11 protein-coding genes are annotated in these 18343 nt (G+C 44.2%); 3 read left to right on the forward strand and 8 right to left on the reverse strand.

Annotated features, from left to right (window positions below; genetic code table 11):
• Positions 1 to 18: 18 nt before the first annotated feature.
• The 3 genes from BF9343_RS16230 to BF9343_RS16240 all read right to left on the reverse strand — a co-directional run bounded on the left by BF9343_RS16230 (position 19) and on the right by BF9343_RS16240 (position 6040).
• On the reverse strand, positions 19 to 1524 hold the full coding sequence (locus tag BF9343_RS16230; protein ID WP_008657265.1) for a TolC family protein: 1506 nt from the start codon (positions 1522 to 1524) through the stop codon (positions 19 to 21).
• Between the two features lie 179 nt (positions 1525 to 1703).
• Complete coding sequence (locus BF9343_RS16235) at positions 1704 to 5462, reverse strand: efflux RND transporter permease subunit (protein WP_005797815.1); 3759 nt, start codon at positions 5460 to 5462, stop codon at positions 1704 to 1706.
• A 191-nt stretch (positions 5463 to 5653) separates the two neighbouring features.
• Complete coding sequence (locus tag BF9343_RS16240) at positions 5654 to 6040, reverse strand: HYC_CC_PP family protein (protein ID WP_224223207.1); 387 nt, start codon at positions 6038 to 6040, stop codon at positions 5654 to 5656.
• 136 nt (positions 6041 to 6176) lie between these two features.
• On the opposite strand from BF9343_RS16240, the gene BF9343_RS16245 reads away from it, so the two are divergent.
• Positions 6177 to 7154, forward strand: coding sequence for a lytic transglycosylase domain-containing protein (locus tag BF9343_RS16245; RefSeq protein ID WP_041926252.1), 978 nt, complete (start codon positions 6177 to 6179; stop codon positions 7152 to 7154).
• 44 nt (positions 7155 to 7198) lie between these two features.
• A complete protein-coding gene (locus tag BF9343_RS16250) occupies positions 7199 to 8098 on the forward strand; it encodes an ion transporter (protein ID WP_009292706.1) in 900 nt (299 codons plus the stop codon).
• Here the strand turns inward: BF9343_RS16250 and BF9343_RS16255 are convergent.
• On the reverse strand, positions 8088 to 13961 hold the full coding sequence (locus tag BF9343_RS16255) for a DUF3320 domain-containing protein (protein WP_010993389.1): 5874 nt from the start codon (positions 13959 to 13961) through the stop codon (positions 8088 to 8090). The genes BF9343_RS16250 and BF9343_RS16255 overlap by 11 nt on opposite strands.
• Before the next feature lie 118 nt (positions 13962 to 14079).
• A complete protein-coding gene (locus BF9343_RS16260; RefSeq protein ID WP_010993390.1) occupies positions 14080 to 14451 on the reverse strand; it encodes a ribosomal maturation YjgA family protein in 372 nt (123 codons plus the stop codon).
• A 224-nt stretch (positions 14452 to 14675) separates the two neighbouring features.
• On the opposite strand from BF9343_RS16260, the gene BF9343_RS16265 reads away from it, so the two are divergent.
• On the forward strand, positions 14676 to 15344 hold the full coding sequence (locus BF9343_RS16265; RefSeq protein WP_005790360.1) for an MgtC/SapB family protein: 669 nt from the start codon (positions 14676 to 14678) through the stop codon (positions 15342 to 15344).
• A gap of 2 nt (positions 15345 to 15346) precedes the next feature.
• On the opposite strand, the gene BF9343_RS16270 is transcribed toward BF9343_RS16265, so the two are convergent.
• Genes BF9343_RS16270 through BF9343_RS16280 form a run of 3 tightly spaced genes read right to left on the reverse strand, consistent with a single transcriptional unit; the run spans position 15347 to position 18289 of the window.
• Positions 15347 to 16120 (reverse strand): TIGR03915 family putative DNA repair protein, encoded by a 774-nt coding sequence (locus BF9343_RS16270; protein ID WP_005804815.1) that lies wholly within the window; start codon positions 16118 to 16120, stop codon positions 15347 to 15349.
• Between the two features lie 7 nt (positions 16121 to 16127).
• Positions 16128 to 17393 (reverse strand): putative DNA modification/repair radical SAM protein, encoded by a 1266-nt coding sequence (locus tag BF9343_RS16275; protein ID WP_005802486.1) that lies wholly within the window; start codon positions 17391 to 17393, stop codon positions 16128 to 16130.
• A complete protein-coding gene (locus BF9343_RS16280) occupies positions 17390 to 18289 on the reverse strand; it encodes a helix-turn-helix transcriptional regulator (protein ID WP_010993391.1) in 900 nt (299 codons plus the stop codon). Before BF9343_RS16280 ends, BF9343_RS16275 begins: the two co-directional genes overlap by 4 nt.
• Between the last annotated feature and the right edge of the window lie 54 nt (positions 18290 to 18343).

Below are 18343 nucleotides of genomic sequence, written 5' to 3' on the forward strand. Positions count from 1 at the left end.
TAGTGGTTCTATTTATTTTCAGTCGGCTATCAGCTTTTCTATGGCTGCCACCGTAGTATTATAAGCGGCTACGGCCTCACTCTTTTTCAGTTTATAATCGAGCATCTGGCGCTCCACCTGAATCACATCGGTCAGCGATTGACGCCCGGCGGTAAATTCACGCACCATCAACTGCCAGGTAGAAAGAGAGAGGGCATACTGCCGTTCGTAAAGTGACACCTTACGGGCGGCATCGTCGAGCTGCTGGCGAACGTTAATGTATTCAGCCTGCAACTGGTTCTGTACATTGTCACGTTTCAGTTCGCTTGCCATCCGGTAGTTATGGCTCTCCCGCTGCCGGGCATTGTATTTCCGGCGGAACAACGGAAGACTTACCTTGACCATCGGCATCACCATGTCCTTGCCGTTCATATCGGGCATTCCCATCGGATCGGCCACTTTATTGACCACAGAGTATTGAAGACCGATACCGATCATAGGATAACTCATGCGACGGTCCATCTTTGCCTTGGCACGATAGGCTTCTCCCTCCGCCTCGAGCATGGCAAGCATGGGATTACGGGTGAAGATGCTGTCGAGCAGGAGCTGTCCGTCTATCCGGTAGAAGCGTTGTGTCAGAGAATCGGGTACACAGACAGAAGCATCGGACGGACGGTTGAGCAGGGCGTTAAACCGGGCTTGAACGGTCAGCCGGGCAGAAAGCAAACTGGCAAGGTTATCCTCCAATCCGGCACGCTCCATTTGAATGCGGAGAACATCGGACATACCACCAACAGCAACGTTTCCCATTGATCCGCCTCCCATGCCGGACATGCCTCTACCGGAAGAGCTGCCGGCAGAAACACCTGGAGTCCCCGCAGGCGCCGGGCTGCCCATTCCTCCCATACCGGACATGCCACTTCCCGAAGAAAGTGCAGATGGCATCGAAGCAACTGACGTTACAGAAGTCGACGAGGGAGCTGCCTGTGCCGACGAAGCGGAAAAGCGGTTCAGTGCCAACTGCTCGAGTTGATAAAGAAGACGGATATTAGCTTCCGTAATGTGATATTGCTCGTTGAGGCTACTAAGCTGATACCACTGGGCCTTAACCTCGTACCAGAGATTATTACGTGTATCACGAAATTGTTCGTAAGCCATACGTGCCATCTCAGAAGCTTCACTGCGGGCGGCCTTGCGAGTGCCGAACCAAGGAAACATCTGCATCAACGTAAAGTCGGCTATCTGCTTTCCCATCAGCGTCTCCATAGGTTTAACGAAAAAACCGATTTCCAATTCGGGATCGGCAAAAGCACCGGCCTGAGGGATCTTCTCCAAAGAGGCTTTATAGAGCATGAAGTCGGCATTGACTTGCGGATTACTGCGTGCCGCCTGTTCCAGATAGTGGGACAAGCTGTCGACAGAGGGTTGCACCGAAACAGAAGGCACCTCCACAACGGATGGCTGCGCCGAAGCCGAAACGGCAAAATGACTCAGCGAAAGGAATATCGCCAAGGTGAGTAAAGATATATGTTTCTTGTTTATCATATCTGATTGTTTTTATGTGAATCCGATAGACGAATCGAAGACTGTCGGATTCTGATTCTGTTATTCTTTATAATGATGAGTACGGTTTCAGCCCCATACGACCGGCAGAGGGGACATTCCAAATATCCGGGAATGTCCCGGATAGCCATCAGGGAGTATGCCGGATGCCCATCTGAAGATCAGATACCGGGAGAGCCTGTAACCGGCTCAGAAACTTCACTTCCGTTTTTCTTCTCACGTCTCCTCTCCACAGTCTCACGCCACCAGCATTGTAATACCGGGACGACAAACATGGTCATTGATTGTATCAGCATTCCTCCAAACGTGGGTATAGCCATCGGTACCATGATATCCGCTCCCTTTCCGGTAGATGTAAGTACGGGAAGCAGAGCGATGAGTGTTGTCGCCGTTGTCATTGCAGCAGGGCGGACACGCTTCAGCCCGGCTTCTACTACCGCCTCACGGATGTCATATTTCGTACGGGGATCGCGTTCCAGAAAAACATGGTGAATATACGTTCCCATCAATACTCCATCATCCGTGGCCACACCGAAGAGAGCAATGAACCCTACCCAGACCGCTACACTCAGGTTGATGGGATGCATCTGGAAGAGGTCACGCATGTTTTCACCCGCAATGCTGAAATTCATAAACCACGGTTGCCCATAGAGCCACAAGAGAATAAAACCGCCAGCGAAAGCTACGAATACACCCGAAAAATGAATCAGCGAGGCCGTCACCGTACGAAACTGGAAATAGAGTACTAGCAGGACAATGAGCAAAGCCAACGGAACAACAATCATCAACCGGTCCGTAGCACGTTGCTGTTGTTCATAATTACCGGCAAACTTATAAGAAACACCTTTGGGGAGAACCAGTTCACCGCTTTTTACTTTAGCCTCGAGCAGATTACTCGCCTCCTTCACCACATCCACTTCGGCACGGCCTGAAAGTTTATCGAAGATGACATAACCTACCAGGAAAGTGTTCTCACTCTGGATCATTTGTGCACCACGGGAATATTCGATGTCCGCCAACTCTTTAAGAGGTACCTGTATTCCGGTAGCAGTAGGTACAAGTAGCATGGAAAGAGCCTCCGGACTATCACGCAACTCACGTGCATAACGTAACCGGATGGGGAAGCGCTCGCGCCCCTCTACAGTACGGGTCAACGCCATGCCACCAACAGCAGCACTGAGCACTTCCTGCAGATCGCCCACCGCCACGCCATAACGTGCCATTGACTCACGATTCAGCTTTATTTCAAGATACGGAGCACCTACCGCCCGGTCGTAGAACACAGACGAGGGAATGACAGACGGTACAGACTTTAATGCCTGCTCAATCGCCTTACCTCCCTGCTCTATATCCTCCAGTGTGGGACCGTATACCTTCACCCCCATCGGTGCACGCATACCGGTTGAAAGCATTACGAGCCGTGCCTCAATAGGTTGCAGTTTCGGTGCAGAGGTCAGTCCCGGCAAATGGGTAACATTGACAATCTGTTGCCAGATATCATTTGCATTCTTAATCTCCGGACGCCACTGGCGGAAATAGTCGCCACGCGAATCAGGCACCAGACTATCGGCAGGGATAAGCCGGAAACCATTGGCAGGATTATATGTACCTCCACCTTTCAGCAGGAATGCACCATCATAATTCACACGGAAACGGGCACGCTTTCCGTCTTCTCCGATGATATATTCGGGACGATAATTAATGGTATTCTCAAACATCTGGACCGGTGCCGGATCGAGAGCGGAATTTACACGTCCCCACTTACCGATGGCAGTTTCTACTTCTGGAATGGCCGCCAGCCGCTTATCGAGTTTCTCCACATAATCTAGATTCTGTTCAATACCCGTATGAGGCATACTGGTAGGCATCAATAGAAAAGAGCCTTCGTTCAGGCTGGGCATAAATTCCTGCCCGATACTCCGCCAGATGAGGAAACCACAAACGACGGTTGCTGCAGGAATCATCATAAACTTCCAACGATTGGCCAGACACCAACGCAAAATACGCTCGTAGAAAATGACCAGTATCCAAAGTAAAGCCAGAATGATGGCAACGCAACCGGCTACAAACAGCACATTTACCGACAGTCCCCGTTGCGGTCCCATCGGCAGCCACTCTTCGGACAGATAGAAAACAGCTACCAACAGGGCAATACCGATATTAACATAATTGCCTGTCTTAGGATTCTTCCAACGATATGCAAGCAAGTTATTGATTCCAACCGCCGTCAGTCCCAATGCAGGGACACTATCGTATACGGCGAACAAAACAATACCCGCTGCTATAAGCACACAGTTCATTACGCGCCGGATCAACCTCGAGTCAATCCGCACCGAAAAAAGGATATAAGCCAATGTAGGCAGCAAAATTAATCCCAACACAAAAGCTGATGCCAATGCATAAGTTTTTGTATATGCCAGTGGAGAGAACATTTTCCCCTCTTGCGCCTGCATGGCAAATACGGGTAAGAAACTGACAATAGTCGTAATCATTGCCGTAGCAATAGCTCCCGACACCTCGCTTACAGCTTTATAGATCAGTCCGACAAATGGTTTACCCCGCGTGATACCCTTATTCTCCGGCATCTCCATGTACCGGATAATACTCTCGACAAATACCACACCCACATCTACCATCACCCCGATGGCAATCGCGATACCGGACAGCGCCACGATATTTGCTTCGATACCGGTATATCGCATCAGTATAAATGTAGCCAATACGGCAATAGGCAGCATACTTGCTATTACAACCGATGCCCGCAAGTTAAGTACCAACACAATGATGACAATAATACAGATCAATATCTCGTGCGAAAGGCTCGTCTCCAATGTACCGATGGTCTCCTTTATCAATCCCGTCCGGTCGTAGAAAGGGACGACAGTCACTTTCGACACCGTCCCGTCAGCCAATGTTTTCTGCGGCATTCCGGCATCCATCTCATGTATCTTTTCTTTCACATTATTAATTACTTCCAGAGGATTGGAGCCATAACGGGCAATCACCACGCCCCCCACAGCCTCTACTCCTTCCTTGTCCAAGCCGCCACGTCTCGTCCCCGGCCCGATATTCACAAAGGCAATATCGGAAATACGTACAGGTACCCCTTCACGGACGGTAACAACCGTATTCTCTATATCTGCCACATTTTTCACATACCCAAGACCACGAATCAAGTATTCCACTTTATTCACCTCCATTGTTTCGGCACCAATATCAAGGTTACTCTTCTTCACAGCATTCATCACATCCATCACCGACACATTGAACGAGTACATTGCATCCGGATTCAACTCGATCTGATACTCCTTGATAAAACCTCCTGCTGAAGCTACTTCGGACACACCTTCGGCAGCAGACAAAGAGTACTTGACATAAAAGTCCTGAATAGTACGCAATTCCTCAGCGTTCCAGCCGCCGGCAGGTTTCCCGGTTTTAGGATCACGCCCTTCCAGCGTATACCAATAGATTTGTCCCAATGCTGTAGCATCCGGCCCCAGCGTAGGCTGCACATTTTCGGGCAAAGTGCCCGGAGGCAACGAGTTGAGTTTCTCTAAAATGCGCGAACGACTCCAATAGAACTCAATATCATCCTCAAAAATAATGTAGATAAACGACATACCGAACATAGACGAACTGCGGATGGTCTTCACCCCCGGTATACCCAACAATGAAGTGGTCAGCGGATAGGTAATTTGATCTTGGATGTCCTTAGGCGAACGTCCCATCCATTCCGTAGCCACAATCTGCTGGTTGTCACCGATATCGGGGATAGCATCCACAGGAATCGGGTTTCGCGGCACAATCCCCCCATGCCAGTTAAAGGGCGCAGTAGAAATTCCCCAAACCACGACAAGTGTCAGCAGAAGAATAGTTATCACCCTATTTTCAAGGAAATAACGAATTATTTTATTAATCATACAGATAGATTATTTATTTTAAATTAGTAAACACTTGGCAATGCCAAAAAGGATCAGTAAAGTGATAATAAAATAGAAAGTAGGAGCCAATTCCCCATCGATACATGGGTATGACGACTCCTACCTCACTTTAAAATTAGTAAGGTCTAATTTTCTCTTCTTTTCTGGCCGAAAGAGAAGCTATGTGAAAACTAAATCAGATAAGTACAATGATGAACAAACAGCGGAATATCTGTTTGCCAAGGTGGGAAATTGAAAGAAGCAACACTTCGACGCAGACTTTCTGCCTCCAATGGTATAAAAGCACTATACATCACAGGTAACAGTTCTGTCACTGCCGGTAATAGATTAGTTACCGGTACGTGGTTCACATCCTGATCTACCGCCAGTTTGACGTAATGCGCCTCGTCCTTACAACAATGTGAGGTCATCTTCTTCTCTCCACACGATGCACAAACGGACGCACTTCCCCACTCTACATCCGCCAGACGGCCCATGCAGTAATGGAAATTAATCGTTATGCCTGATGAAACAACGGCATAAAGCAACGTCAAGGTGATTAATATAAACTTCTTCATGTGCATTTTGAGGCTGCGAAAATAAGTATCGACACCGATACTACCGATACCCGTTACATATAATTAACGTATGAACATCCTTTTTGGTTTAATCCTTTTGGTTATCTTTACCCCACTAATTAACATAATAATTGTCATGAAACATACATCTATTAACTATATTCTAACTACTGCACTTGCTTTAGGTATCGGCATCAGCATCCCTGTCCTTGTAGGCAGCACTTGCCTCAGCGAACAACACTCTGTACAATCCGAAGTTCCTTATTGCGTCACTCCTCCCACTGTTCCCGAACAAGCTGTGTTTGATGGTGACACAATCGACCTGCGTCGTTATGACCGCCGTGAACGTATGGACCGCGAACTGATGTCCTTCACTTACATGCACTCCAGCACCATGCAAATGATTAAACGGGCCAACCGCTACTTCCCTGTCATTGAACCATTACTGAAAGCCAACGGTATTCCGGACGACTTCAAATATTTGATGGTAATAGAGAGCAATCTCAACCCGATAGCACGTTCACCGGCCGGTGCCGCCGGTTTATGGCAATTTATGCCTGTCACTGCCCGTGAATTCGGTCTTGAAGTAAATGATAACGTAGACGAACGCTATCATATTGAGAAAGCTACCGCAGCCGCCTGCCGTTATTTCAAGCAGGCTTATGCCAAATATGGCGACTGGATGGCTGTATCTGCCTCTTACAATGCCGGACAAGGACGTATTTCCTCTCAACTGGACAAACAATTGGCGGATCATGCCATGGACCTCTGGCTGGCAGAAGAAACCTCACGCTACATGTTCCGCCTACTGGCTGTAAAAGAGGTATTCGGCAATCCTCAACGTTTCGGTTTTCTGCTGAAGCGGGAACATCTCTACCCTGCCATCCCCTACAAAGAAGTGGCGGTAGATACAGAAATCAGTGACTTGAGCAACTTTGCACAGAAACAAGGCATCACCTATGCACAACTTCGCGATGCCAACCCCTGGCTTCGAGGTTCATCACTAAAAAACAAAACCGGGAAGAAATACGTTTTACATATACCCACGCAAGAGGGTATGAATTATGATTCTCGTAAAACAGTTCCTCACGAACATAAATGGGTGATTGACTAATGGTTAATCAAACGAGTACATTGGTATATTAATATATTGGCACATTGAAAAGTGATTCTTGGCTCCATCGTTTTTTGCATAATCAGCCGCTAAAGCATAAGCTGTATGTCATTATCTTCGAATCCGATACACCCGCAGGGAAAGCATTCGACGTAACCCTTATCATATGTATTCTGCTGAGTATCCTGCTTGCTATAATCGAAAGCCTTCAAGGTCTGCCTTCCTGGCTTTCCACTCCCTTTATCGTGCTTGAATATCTTTTCACAGTTTTTTTTACCTTTGAATATGTCACCCGCATCTATTGCTCACCCAATCCACGGAAATATATTTTCAGTTTTTTCGGTATTGTCGATCTTCTGGCTACATTGCCACTCTACCTTGCCTTCTTCCTGCCCGGAGCACGCTATCTGCTGATTATACGTGCTTTCCGGATTATCCGGGTATTCCGAATATTCAAGTTGTTCAACTTCTGGCTCGAAGGTGAACGTCTACTCACTTCCCTGCGGGAAAGCAGCAAAAAGATCGCCGTCTTTTTCCTCTTTGTTGTCATCCTCGTCGTTGCCATCGGCACTTTAATGTACATGATTGAAGGGACTCAACCCAATACACAATTTAATAACATTCCGAATAGTATCTATTGGGCCATTGTCACCATGACCACCGTAGGCTATGGAGACATCACTCCTGCTACCGCTCTTGGCAAATTTCTTTCTGCCTGCGTGATGCTGATCGGTTACACAATTATTGCTGTCCCTACAGGTATCGTCTCTGCATCCATGATGAAAGAATACAAAAAATTAAAAGACTTACAATGTCCCAACTGTCATAAAACGGGGCACGAAGAGAATGCCACTTATTGTAAATACTGCGGACATAAATTGAAAAATGATGAAATTTACCAGCAAGAAAACACGGCAACTGATCCGGATCGGACTACTTCATAAGTATCTTACCCCCTTCGATCTTTACCTCTTCTCCGTCCAACAGTATTTGCACTCCCCTGCGCATGGCAGTCTCCACATTCAACCCGAAACGTGCATACCCCAACAACTGGGCGGTTACCCGCATTAAGTCAACCAAAGGTAAAGCGACCTGCTGTTCCAGTATATTCCGAGCCGCATTGGCTACCTCACGAGGAGGTAAATCTACGGCTTCACGCTTGGAGTCTATGCGGAATCCGGTATACGAGTCTGCTTCTTCCTTGGTATTCCAGTAGAAAACCAATCCATCAATTTCCTGCTTGTAATAAGGAGTTTTATCCAGTATACCATCCATCCATTCAATCAGGCGAGCTGTCTTCCGAAGAATGCCATAAGCATTAAAGATTCTGCTGCTTAACAATGAACGGCTAATCGGAGCCTCCGTACGCATGATCTCATTCAATTGTTTTCTGATACGGGGCTCCCGGCGTGGCATCATCAATTCCCAAGCAGATACATTTACAGAGTTTAAAAGAGTTTTTTCATAGATCTCCGGTGGCGCAGCCTTCACTTCTTCCCGAATTACTAGCTCCGGCAACTTCACTAAGCAGTGTTGTGCATGGCATAGTAAACCCTCTTTTTGCACTTCTCCCGATCCTGAAGCCAAAGAAATCACCGGAACGGATCGTTGCGATTTTCCGCACTCTGCTCTTTTCAATTCCGCCTCTATATGGTCAATAACTTTCTGTGAGTCTTCCCACCAATCCAGAGTCCATACTTTACAAATGTTCCATCCCAACATTTTCAGTACACTGTCTTGCACAATCTCCCTATCCCGAGCTGTTTTTGCAGCCCGATAATTCTCGCCATCACACAAAATCCCGAGCATATAACGGGAGGTATCATTAGGATCGATAATACCTACATCTACTTTGAATCCGGAACATCCGATTTTGGTTTTCACCTGATGTCCTTTTTCACGAAGTGCCGCAGCAATCAGCTCACCCATTTCGACCTCTTCGGATACCGCTGCATAAGAATGATTCAAAACTCCGGTACCCTTACCTGCATATTCAAGGAAATATTTCAAACCTGCCACTCCTATAGAAGATGTCTTTTTCAGATCAATCTGGTCGGCTCTTAATGTAGAGAAGACTTTCATCTCATATCGGGCACGTGACACTGCCACATTCAAACGACGTTCGCCACCATCCCTATTCAACGGTCCGAAATTGAGACTCACCCTTCCGTTGACATCCGGACCATAACCTACAGAAAAAAGAATAACGTCCCGTTCATCCCCTTGCACATTTTCCAGATTCTTAATAAAAACAGGTTCTTCACGATTGAATGCAAGATTCTCTAATTCTGCGTTCTGTAAAACAACATCCGATAACATGTCTTCTATTAAAGTCTGCTGTACGGAACTAAAAGTTACAACACCTATACTCTGATTTCTCAATTCCGGATCGGAAAGTCTGCGAACAATCTCGTCTACTACCGCCTGTGCCTCAGCTTGATTCTGACGACTTTTACCCTTATCGTAATATCCCTCGATGGGTACTAAAGTAACTTTGGCAGCCAGATCATCCGGAGATGGAAAAGTCAGCAACTTATTATCATAATACTGAGAATTGCTGAAAGCAATCAGGCTTTCATGTTTACTGCGATAATGCCATAACAAATATTTAGAAGGCATAGACAAAGCCAGGCAATCATCCAGGATACTTTCCAGATCTTCTATCTCTATATGTTCTTCATCAACTGAATTACTGGTAAAGAAATTAGTCGGGGGCATTTGTTTCGGATCACCTACAACGACTACATGATTTCCACGGGCAATAGCACCTACGGCTTCACAAGTAGGCATCTGTGAAGCCTCATCAAATACAACCAAATCAAACTTATCGTGGTTCACATTGATATACTGCGCTACTGACATTGGACTCATCAGCATACACGGACACATACGTGACAATAAGTTGGAAATCGAATCGAACAACTTACGAATAGACATTCCACGTCCGTTACTGCGAATACATTTCTGCAAAATACCAACCTCCGAACTTTGGGCAGCCGCAAGTACAAACGATGGGATATTAGAAGCCAGTTTTGTATAAAGTTCCTTTTTTATTAATTCCTGATACTCCGTATTCAATTCACGAAAACGCCGGATACTGTCATTGAACAGCTCCCCGTTAAAAAATTGCAGAACCTGCTCCTTCCCGATGGCATATTCAATAAAACTATGATAAAACCCTTTCAAATAAATATTCATCATCCGTTCGGCAGGCAAGTTACGTTCCGTATATGCTGCAAATACAGAAGTCAAGCCACAAGCCTCGAACCGACGAGATACATTCAGCCAACGATACCAATCTTTCAACTTATCCGTGTTCCTTGCCCAAATCTCACATTGTCGTGACGCTCCTGCCAGCCAGTCGTCTTCACAAGCATGAAGCACCTCTTTGGAAACGCCCAATAATTGCAACATCGATTTTTCCAATTGCTTTATACACTCCCAGTCGTATACCAAACCTTCCAACAACTCCCGATTCATTTGCCGGAACAAAGAATACCCCCCAGAGAGTTGTTCCGCCAGTTTCTCCTTAACTCGCCGTATAGACATAGGATCATCCACTACCTCCACCAGAAGCCTGTTCAATTGGAGTATAGCCTTGCTCATCACTTCTATATCGTCCCATTGCTCTTCACCGGGATGGGATTTATTCCCAAATAAGTCCTCAAACCAACGACTACTGCTATCTACTTCCTGTTTTTGCTGCTGATAAAAGAGCAATTGTTGCAAAGCGGGAAGAACTTGTTCTTTATTGACACGGCCCTGAAGCGAAAAGAGAGACAGTTCCTTACAAAACTTCCGTTGTTTTAACAAGCGAGGCAGAAACCAACTCTGTGTAATATCTTTCCATTCCGAGATCTTTTGCTGCACCGGTAAAGTGAGAAAAGTGTCTTCAAATGATTGTTTTAGCAGATTGCAAAATTCATCTCTTTTTCGTCCATGTTCAATGATCCGGCCTATCTTATCAACATTCTCGTCAAGATCGGTTAACAACATCAAGTTACCGGTCATACCAGGAAGTTGCATTAGGATTCGGATGAACCGAACAAAGTTATCCAATAGCTTCTCTGTGCATTTATTCCCTATTCCATAATTTGAGAAGCATCTATTCATCTTCTCTTCCATCTTCTGCAACAGAATCATATAGTCTTTCAGAAGTTTATCCGCTTCTTCTTTCAGTTGAGAAGAGTACTCCATTATATTGATTCCTGTGAGAGGATGCTGATGGGAATGTCCACTTACTTTTCCAACTCCGATCAACTCTTCCACAGCATGATTCCATTCATTGAATTGCTCCTTAGTCAACGAAGCAAGCAAAGAAGCGGGTATCATTATTTCTTCTGTTTCGTCAATGGAGCTATAACGGGTGATAGCCTCGTAGACAGATATGCCACAAGGATATATTCGGTGTAATGCCTCTACATATCCATTAATCTGCTGACGCATTTTAAACAGCCTTTCCGACTCTTCCTTAAACTCTTCCGGTTCCTTATAACGAAAGATCTCAGTTGATTCTTTCAGCTGACTCAGTACATCTGTCTTTCGTGCTTTATTAGAATGCAGTTCCAGGCAGAACGGAGCTAAACCTATATTCATAAGCCTTTTCTGAACTACGGAGAGTGCAGCCATTTTTTCGGCCACAAACAATACCCGTTTACCCTGATACAGTGCATTGGCTATAATATTCGTAATGGTTTGTGACTTGCCAGTTCCCGGAGGTCCATGTAAAATAAAGCTTTTCTCATTTACAGCTTCATAAACCGCTTCAAGCTGCGAAGAATCGGCACTGACAGGCAACGCAATATCAGCAGGAGTTAAAGCATGATCCAGTTCTACGGCATTGGCATCGACTTCTGCAACCTCCCATTCCATTTTACCACTCATCAAACTGCCGACAATCTTATTTTTACTCAACTCTTCGGCATTCGAATGAATGTCATTCCACATGATGAACTTACTGAATGAAAAAGTACCCAAAATAGCCTGTTCTTCTACGTCCCAACGCTTTTCGTTCATCACAGCTTTCCGAAAGATTGAGAAAATACGTTTCACATCGGTTCCATTTTCATCTTTCGGCAATGAATCGAGCCCAGAAATAGTGATGCCAAAGTTTTGTCTCAACATCTCCAACAAGGTAATGTTAAGCATACTCTCTTCTTCACGGGCACGGATAATATATCCTTTGGATACCGACTTACGGATCATCTCAACAGGAAGTAACAATATCGGGGCATAGCGAGGACGCTCACTATGTTCGGTTTCATACCACCTCAGCAGCCCCAAGGCAAGATATAAAGTATTTGCACCATTTTCTTCCAATGCTATTCTGGAAGAACGATATAAATAAGTAAGCGATTTCTTCAGATCCTGTTCGGTAAGATAGGTTCTCAATCTTTTTTGAGTCAGCTCCTGCTTAATCAAATCAATCATCGGATCCGATTCCGTTAAAGTGCCATAAAGCCCGAAGTCATACAACGGATTATCCCAATCAGAGGGCTTACCCAAAATCTGAAATTCTGTTCCGTCCGAAAAAGCATCTTCCATCTTATCTATATCCGCAGAGATCACTTGAAGGGCATTACGGGTAATACGCAGGTTCAGAAAATTATTACGTAGACTCAGGTCAAGTAACTTTCGTTCCCACAAAAGTTGTTTGGTGAATTCCACATAACTATCCTGATTATCCAAATCATATTGCTTAATCTCTTCCGGAGCACTAACAGGACTAATGTACAACCCGCTTTTAGGAATCTGAGCTACCTCCGGACCCACAGTCCATGCTTTCCCATGCATAACCCGTTGAGGTAAAGGCAAAATATGAGCAAAACGGCTGCGAGCAACATCTATAAAACAAGTAAAGTCATTCACAGCCAACATTTTGTCATTAGCCAGCCCGACTGCGGTATCGAAAGTCACATTGTTTCCATCGGTCATACAAGTGGCTTCCAGCAAAATAACTTCGTTGATACCGTCCGCCGTTCGTTTGGTCAATAACGAAGGGTCATCGTTCACCGCATCAGGAAATGTCCCGTCAATCAACCAGCATCCCACAAAAGCATGTCCCTGAATGATCACCAACAACGGATGCAACCCCATGGCTTCGGCACATGAAGCATACAACAGTGACAGATCCAAACAAGTCCCTAATTTACCGGAAAGTACATTATCCGAAAGCCTGACTCGCTGACCGGCATCACCAAAACTGGACGGAGGCGTGCAGTATGCAATATGCTGTTCTTTAATAGCCTCGTACAGAGCCGCCAATTGTAACTTCACCCGATTGGGATTACAACTCTGATAAGCATCCAATGAAGAATTACCGGACCACTCTTTCAGGATAGATGACGCCCGCGAAAGAACTCCTGTAAGTACCGGATGATTAGGAACCACAAATGCAGACAAAAGTTCAGGCAATACCTGAATGCCTCCCCATTGATCAAAAGCCAGGATATCAACAGGATACTTCTCTTGAAAAAATACGTTTTTTTCATCAGAAACTACCAGAACGATAGTACCGGACAAGCGTTCGGTTTGCTGAATAAAAAAAGAAGGGTCCAGCATCAGATTTAATCCGGTTATTGTAATAATCTCACCGGAAGCTAATTTTTCTACCATTACCGGTGAAACTGATGCAAATTCAGGCTCCAGAGTTAGAAATACCTTTAAATCCGCAAGCGGATGTTCTGTATTATTTTTAATAGAAAGTAACCGGACAACAGGTATCCGGTTTTGCTGCATGGAATAATTGATAACAGGCAAATAAATAAATTCCACATCCAATTGTGAAGAAGGATTCTCTTGACTCATGATAAACGAGATTAATTAATTCACATTCAAACAATAACATGTGGCAAAATTACATATTTATTTATAAAGGAGACCTCTTTAATTTAAAGAATTTACAAAACAAGCAGAAATATATGTATTATTTTCTTTTCTTATCTAAAAAATATTCTGCCAGTAGAATAAATACATATCCGCCGGCATAACTGACCATATCTTTCAAATCGAAAGTAGAACCAAGGGCTATACGGAGTATACGATTCGATATTCCCAACACATCCACCAACTGAAAATATTGAAGTATCTCTATGAAACAGGCAAAAGCAAGCACATACAAAGGTAATTGTGACAAACCGTTCGGAATAAAAATCCGTATAAAACAATAAATCAACACAACAACCAGTGCGTCACCCATATAAGGACGTACAAAGCTATCACGAACATATATACCAATAATAATCTCAACTACCAGTATTACGACAAAACATATCGCATAGAAAAAATTTTTATTCATGGTGTCTTTCGAATTTTATCTTTCACAGGATATACTGAGAATACAAAGTTCGATTGTTGTTTATCAATACTATTAAGAACTTTATGTATTACATCAACTTTATGATGTCAGTATTTCCGATAGAAATAATCTTTTGACTGCGAATATACGTTATTTCTAAAAAACTATTGTATCTTTAGGTAATGAATAAACGATTGAAATAAAGATAGAAAGGAAATTTACGTATGATGTTGAACTTCGACTTTGTATTAAGACTGTTAGTCGCCGGAATCTTAGGTGCCATCATTGGCTTGGACAGAGAATATCGTGCCAAAGAAGCGGGCTATCGCACACACTTTCTGGTGTCATTGGGTAGTGCACTGATTATGATCGTTTCTCAATACGGCTTTCAAGAAATCATAAAAGAAAATAGTGTTACACTCGATCCAAGCCGTGTAGCGGCACAAGTAGTCAGTGGGATTGGTTTTATCGGTGCCGGAACGATTATCTTTCAAAAACAGATAGTCAGAGGACTGACTACAGCGGCAGGGATTTGGGCGACAGCCGGAATAGGCCTGGCAGTAGGCGCGGGCATGTACGTCATAGGTATTGCTGCCATGGTACTGACCCTGATTGGTCTTGAAGTGCTAAGTTACCTGTTTAAAAGCATAGGAATGAAAAGCTCAATGATAACTTTTTCGACCGATAACAAACAAGTACTGAAAGGAGTGGCTGACCGATTTAATTCCAAAGATTACCTCATAGTGTCGTATCAGATGGATACACAGAAGCACGGAAGCATAGAAACCTATCAAGTGACAATGATCATCAAATCCAAACGGAACAATGACGAAGGACATTTGCTATCTTTAATACAAGAATTTCCTGAAGTGACAGTAGAACGAATTGAATAAGATTATTTCTGTTTTTCGGTGATATACTTCCAATAACGCACCGGCATATCCTGTTTATGTTTACGAGGATTCAGTCTTTCTTTAATTGTGATAGATTTAAAATAAGTCTTCCAAAGTTGTTGGAAAAGTTTTTCGTCCTTATCCATCAAACTTTCGTCCAGCATTCCGGTAATCAGATGTGCTGCTTGACCATCATCATCAAATGTCACCTCCTCTACCGTGTGTAGATCATAATAAAAACCATAACGGCGCTTCATGTCATAAATCAGCCACCGCTGATCGGCAAAACGATCTTTAAAGTGACCTACCGTTAAAGGTAAAGCATTGTGCTGTGGTTCAAAAGCAGCAAAAAAGGTACCATCCACCGCTTTCTGAAAACGTACGAACTGCAACATACGCAAACGCTCCCAATCTACCCGCTTCCATATTTTGGAAAGAGCGAGAACATCCGGATCACCGAAATTAGTCTCAATGGAGACGGGAGAGTCAATGGCCTTTCGGATGTATCGGAACAAAAGCATACCTACTTCCGGTAACTCTGAAAGCCAACACCAGGTGATAGCTGAAAGGGCTGATGCCGATATCTTCTTCTGCAATCCCCGCCAGACACGTCCTGCCTTCTCTTCATCAGTGATAACCGTAAAAATGTCATCATAGAAAAGTGGTAAAGTATCTCCTTTCGAGAGTAAGACATCAGGAAAGGTCTTGCGGTTATAAGCATCGAATAGTGCTGTCAGCAAGCCATCAAGTGTTTTATCGTAGATAAAAAGAATCATAACAATCTCAATCGTTAAAAACAAATGATAACTGATTTTCATCCGTCTTTTTCTTAGCAGATTTGGGCAGTAACAAGCTACGTACGGTCTGTGGAGTCATTTCATTTACAGTCCGCATGGGTAATTCGCTGCAAGTAATAAAATATTGTGCTTTTTTCATAACCACACCTATTTTTTTAAGTTGATAATATCCCAACTTCGAATAACGACGGGAAGCTATAATTAATTTTGCCGACTTTACCCCAATTCCCGGAATACGAAGTATCATTTCATAATCCGCCTTGTTGATATCAACAGGAAACTGCTCGGGATGACGTAACGCCCACGACAACTTGGGATCTATTTCCAGATCAAGATCAGGATAGGTGTCATCCACAATTTCATTGACTTTGAACTGATAGAACCGCATCAGCCAATCTGCCTGATAAAGACGATTCTCACGTACCAAAGGAGGCTGTTTAAGTGCAGGTAAACGAGTATCGTATGTATTTACTGATACGTAACCGGAATAATAGACACGCTTCATCGTGGGACGCTGGTAAAGGGCGGAAGAAAGAAAGAGAATATCCTTATCACTTTCAGCCGTAGCACCGACAATCATCTGTGTACTCTGACCCGCAGGAGCAAAGCGGGGCGCATACCGGAACTTTTTTCGTTCTTCACTACTTTCCAGTACGCCCTGTTGAATATAAAGCATCGGTGCAAATACACTTTTATGATCTTTTTCAGGAGCCAGCAGTTTCAAGTTCTCTTCTTTGGGGATCTCCACGTTCACACTAAGCCGGTCAGCATAACGCCCGGCTTCGTTCACCAATTCCCGGCTGGCTCCCGGAATACTTTTCAAATGAATGTACCCGTTAAAGCGGTGCACTTCACGCAGATCTTTCGCCACACGTACCAAACGCTCCATTGTATAATCGGGATTTCGCACCACACCGGAACTCAAAAACAACCCTTCAATGTAATTTCGACGATAAAACTCAATCGTCAAGTCTACCAGTTCGGACACAGATAACGTAGCCCTGGGCAAGTCATTACTTCTCCGGTTAATACAATAGGCACAATCGTATATGCAATAATTGGTAAGCATCACTTTCAGTAACGAAATGCAACGTCCGTCTTCCGCAAAACTATGGCAAATACCCCATCCACCCACCGTATTACCTAATGTACCGGGCTTGTTGGCACGCACCGTGCCACTTGAGGCGCAGGAAACATCGTACTTGGCCGATTCTGCCAGTATCTTCAATTTTTCGAGAACATTTGCATTCATAAGTGGTAAAGAGTTTGCATGTTTTGTATCTCGGCTTTTATCTTATCCCGCAGCGACTGGGGCTTCAACACCTCCACTGCCGCTCCTTTGGATAATAACTCCTGAATAAAATCATAAGTATGCGAAATATAAAGTTCAAAATCAACATAACTCTCTGTAACGGCAATCTCCTTTTGACTGGAATGTAAAGGAAGATTTCTCAGGTATGGAGCCTGTGAAATAGTGGTCCTGAGGACAGTGTGCTGAGGAAGCAGATTTTCATCACGAATAATACCAAAACTATCTCTGAAATGATCCTGAGGAGTAAACTTACGTGGGAAATTGAATGTCTCTTCCGAAAGAGCGATTCTCTTGATCCGATCGAGAGAATAAGAACGAAAAGCTTTATATTCCCGGTTTATTCCTATCAAATACCAGCGATGACGGAATAATTTCACGAAATAAGGCTCAAGTAACACATCTTTGGAGTGTTCCCAGTTGTACGCCTGATATTCCATAGCAAGCACGCGTCCGCTACGCATAGCATCAATAACAAGATCCATGAATTGCACTCCCGAAGGTACTTCCTCAAATACAATCCGGTTCTTCATATCCACATTTTCCTGCAATACATTGTTCAACGAAAAACTATTCAGTAACCACATCTTCAACTTATCGCCCAACATTCCTTCGGCGTCTGCTATATAATAGGTATTGTTCCGTTTATCACATTCAATGTTTATGTCGAATATTTCTTCAATGGCCTGTCGATGGTTATGGAAAGTCCGCAAAGGTATATCAGAACGATTATCATCTCCCGCTCTCCAACGACGATTGATTTCGGCAAATGTCACAGGAGCATTCCGGAAGATAGTATCTACCAGCCAGATTAGTTTATTGAATTGTTGTTTTGCCATACTAAACTTGATTTCTGCTGCAAAGCAAGGAAATGTTTATGCCAAAAATAAGCA

It is taken from the genome of Bacteroides fragilis NCTC 9343 (assembly GCF_000025985.1).
Classification (GTDB): Bacteria; Bacteroidota; Bacteroidia; order Bacteroidales; family Bacteroidaceae; genus Bacteroides; species Bacteroides fragilis.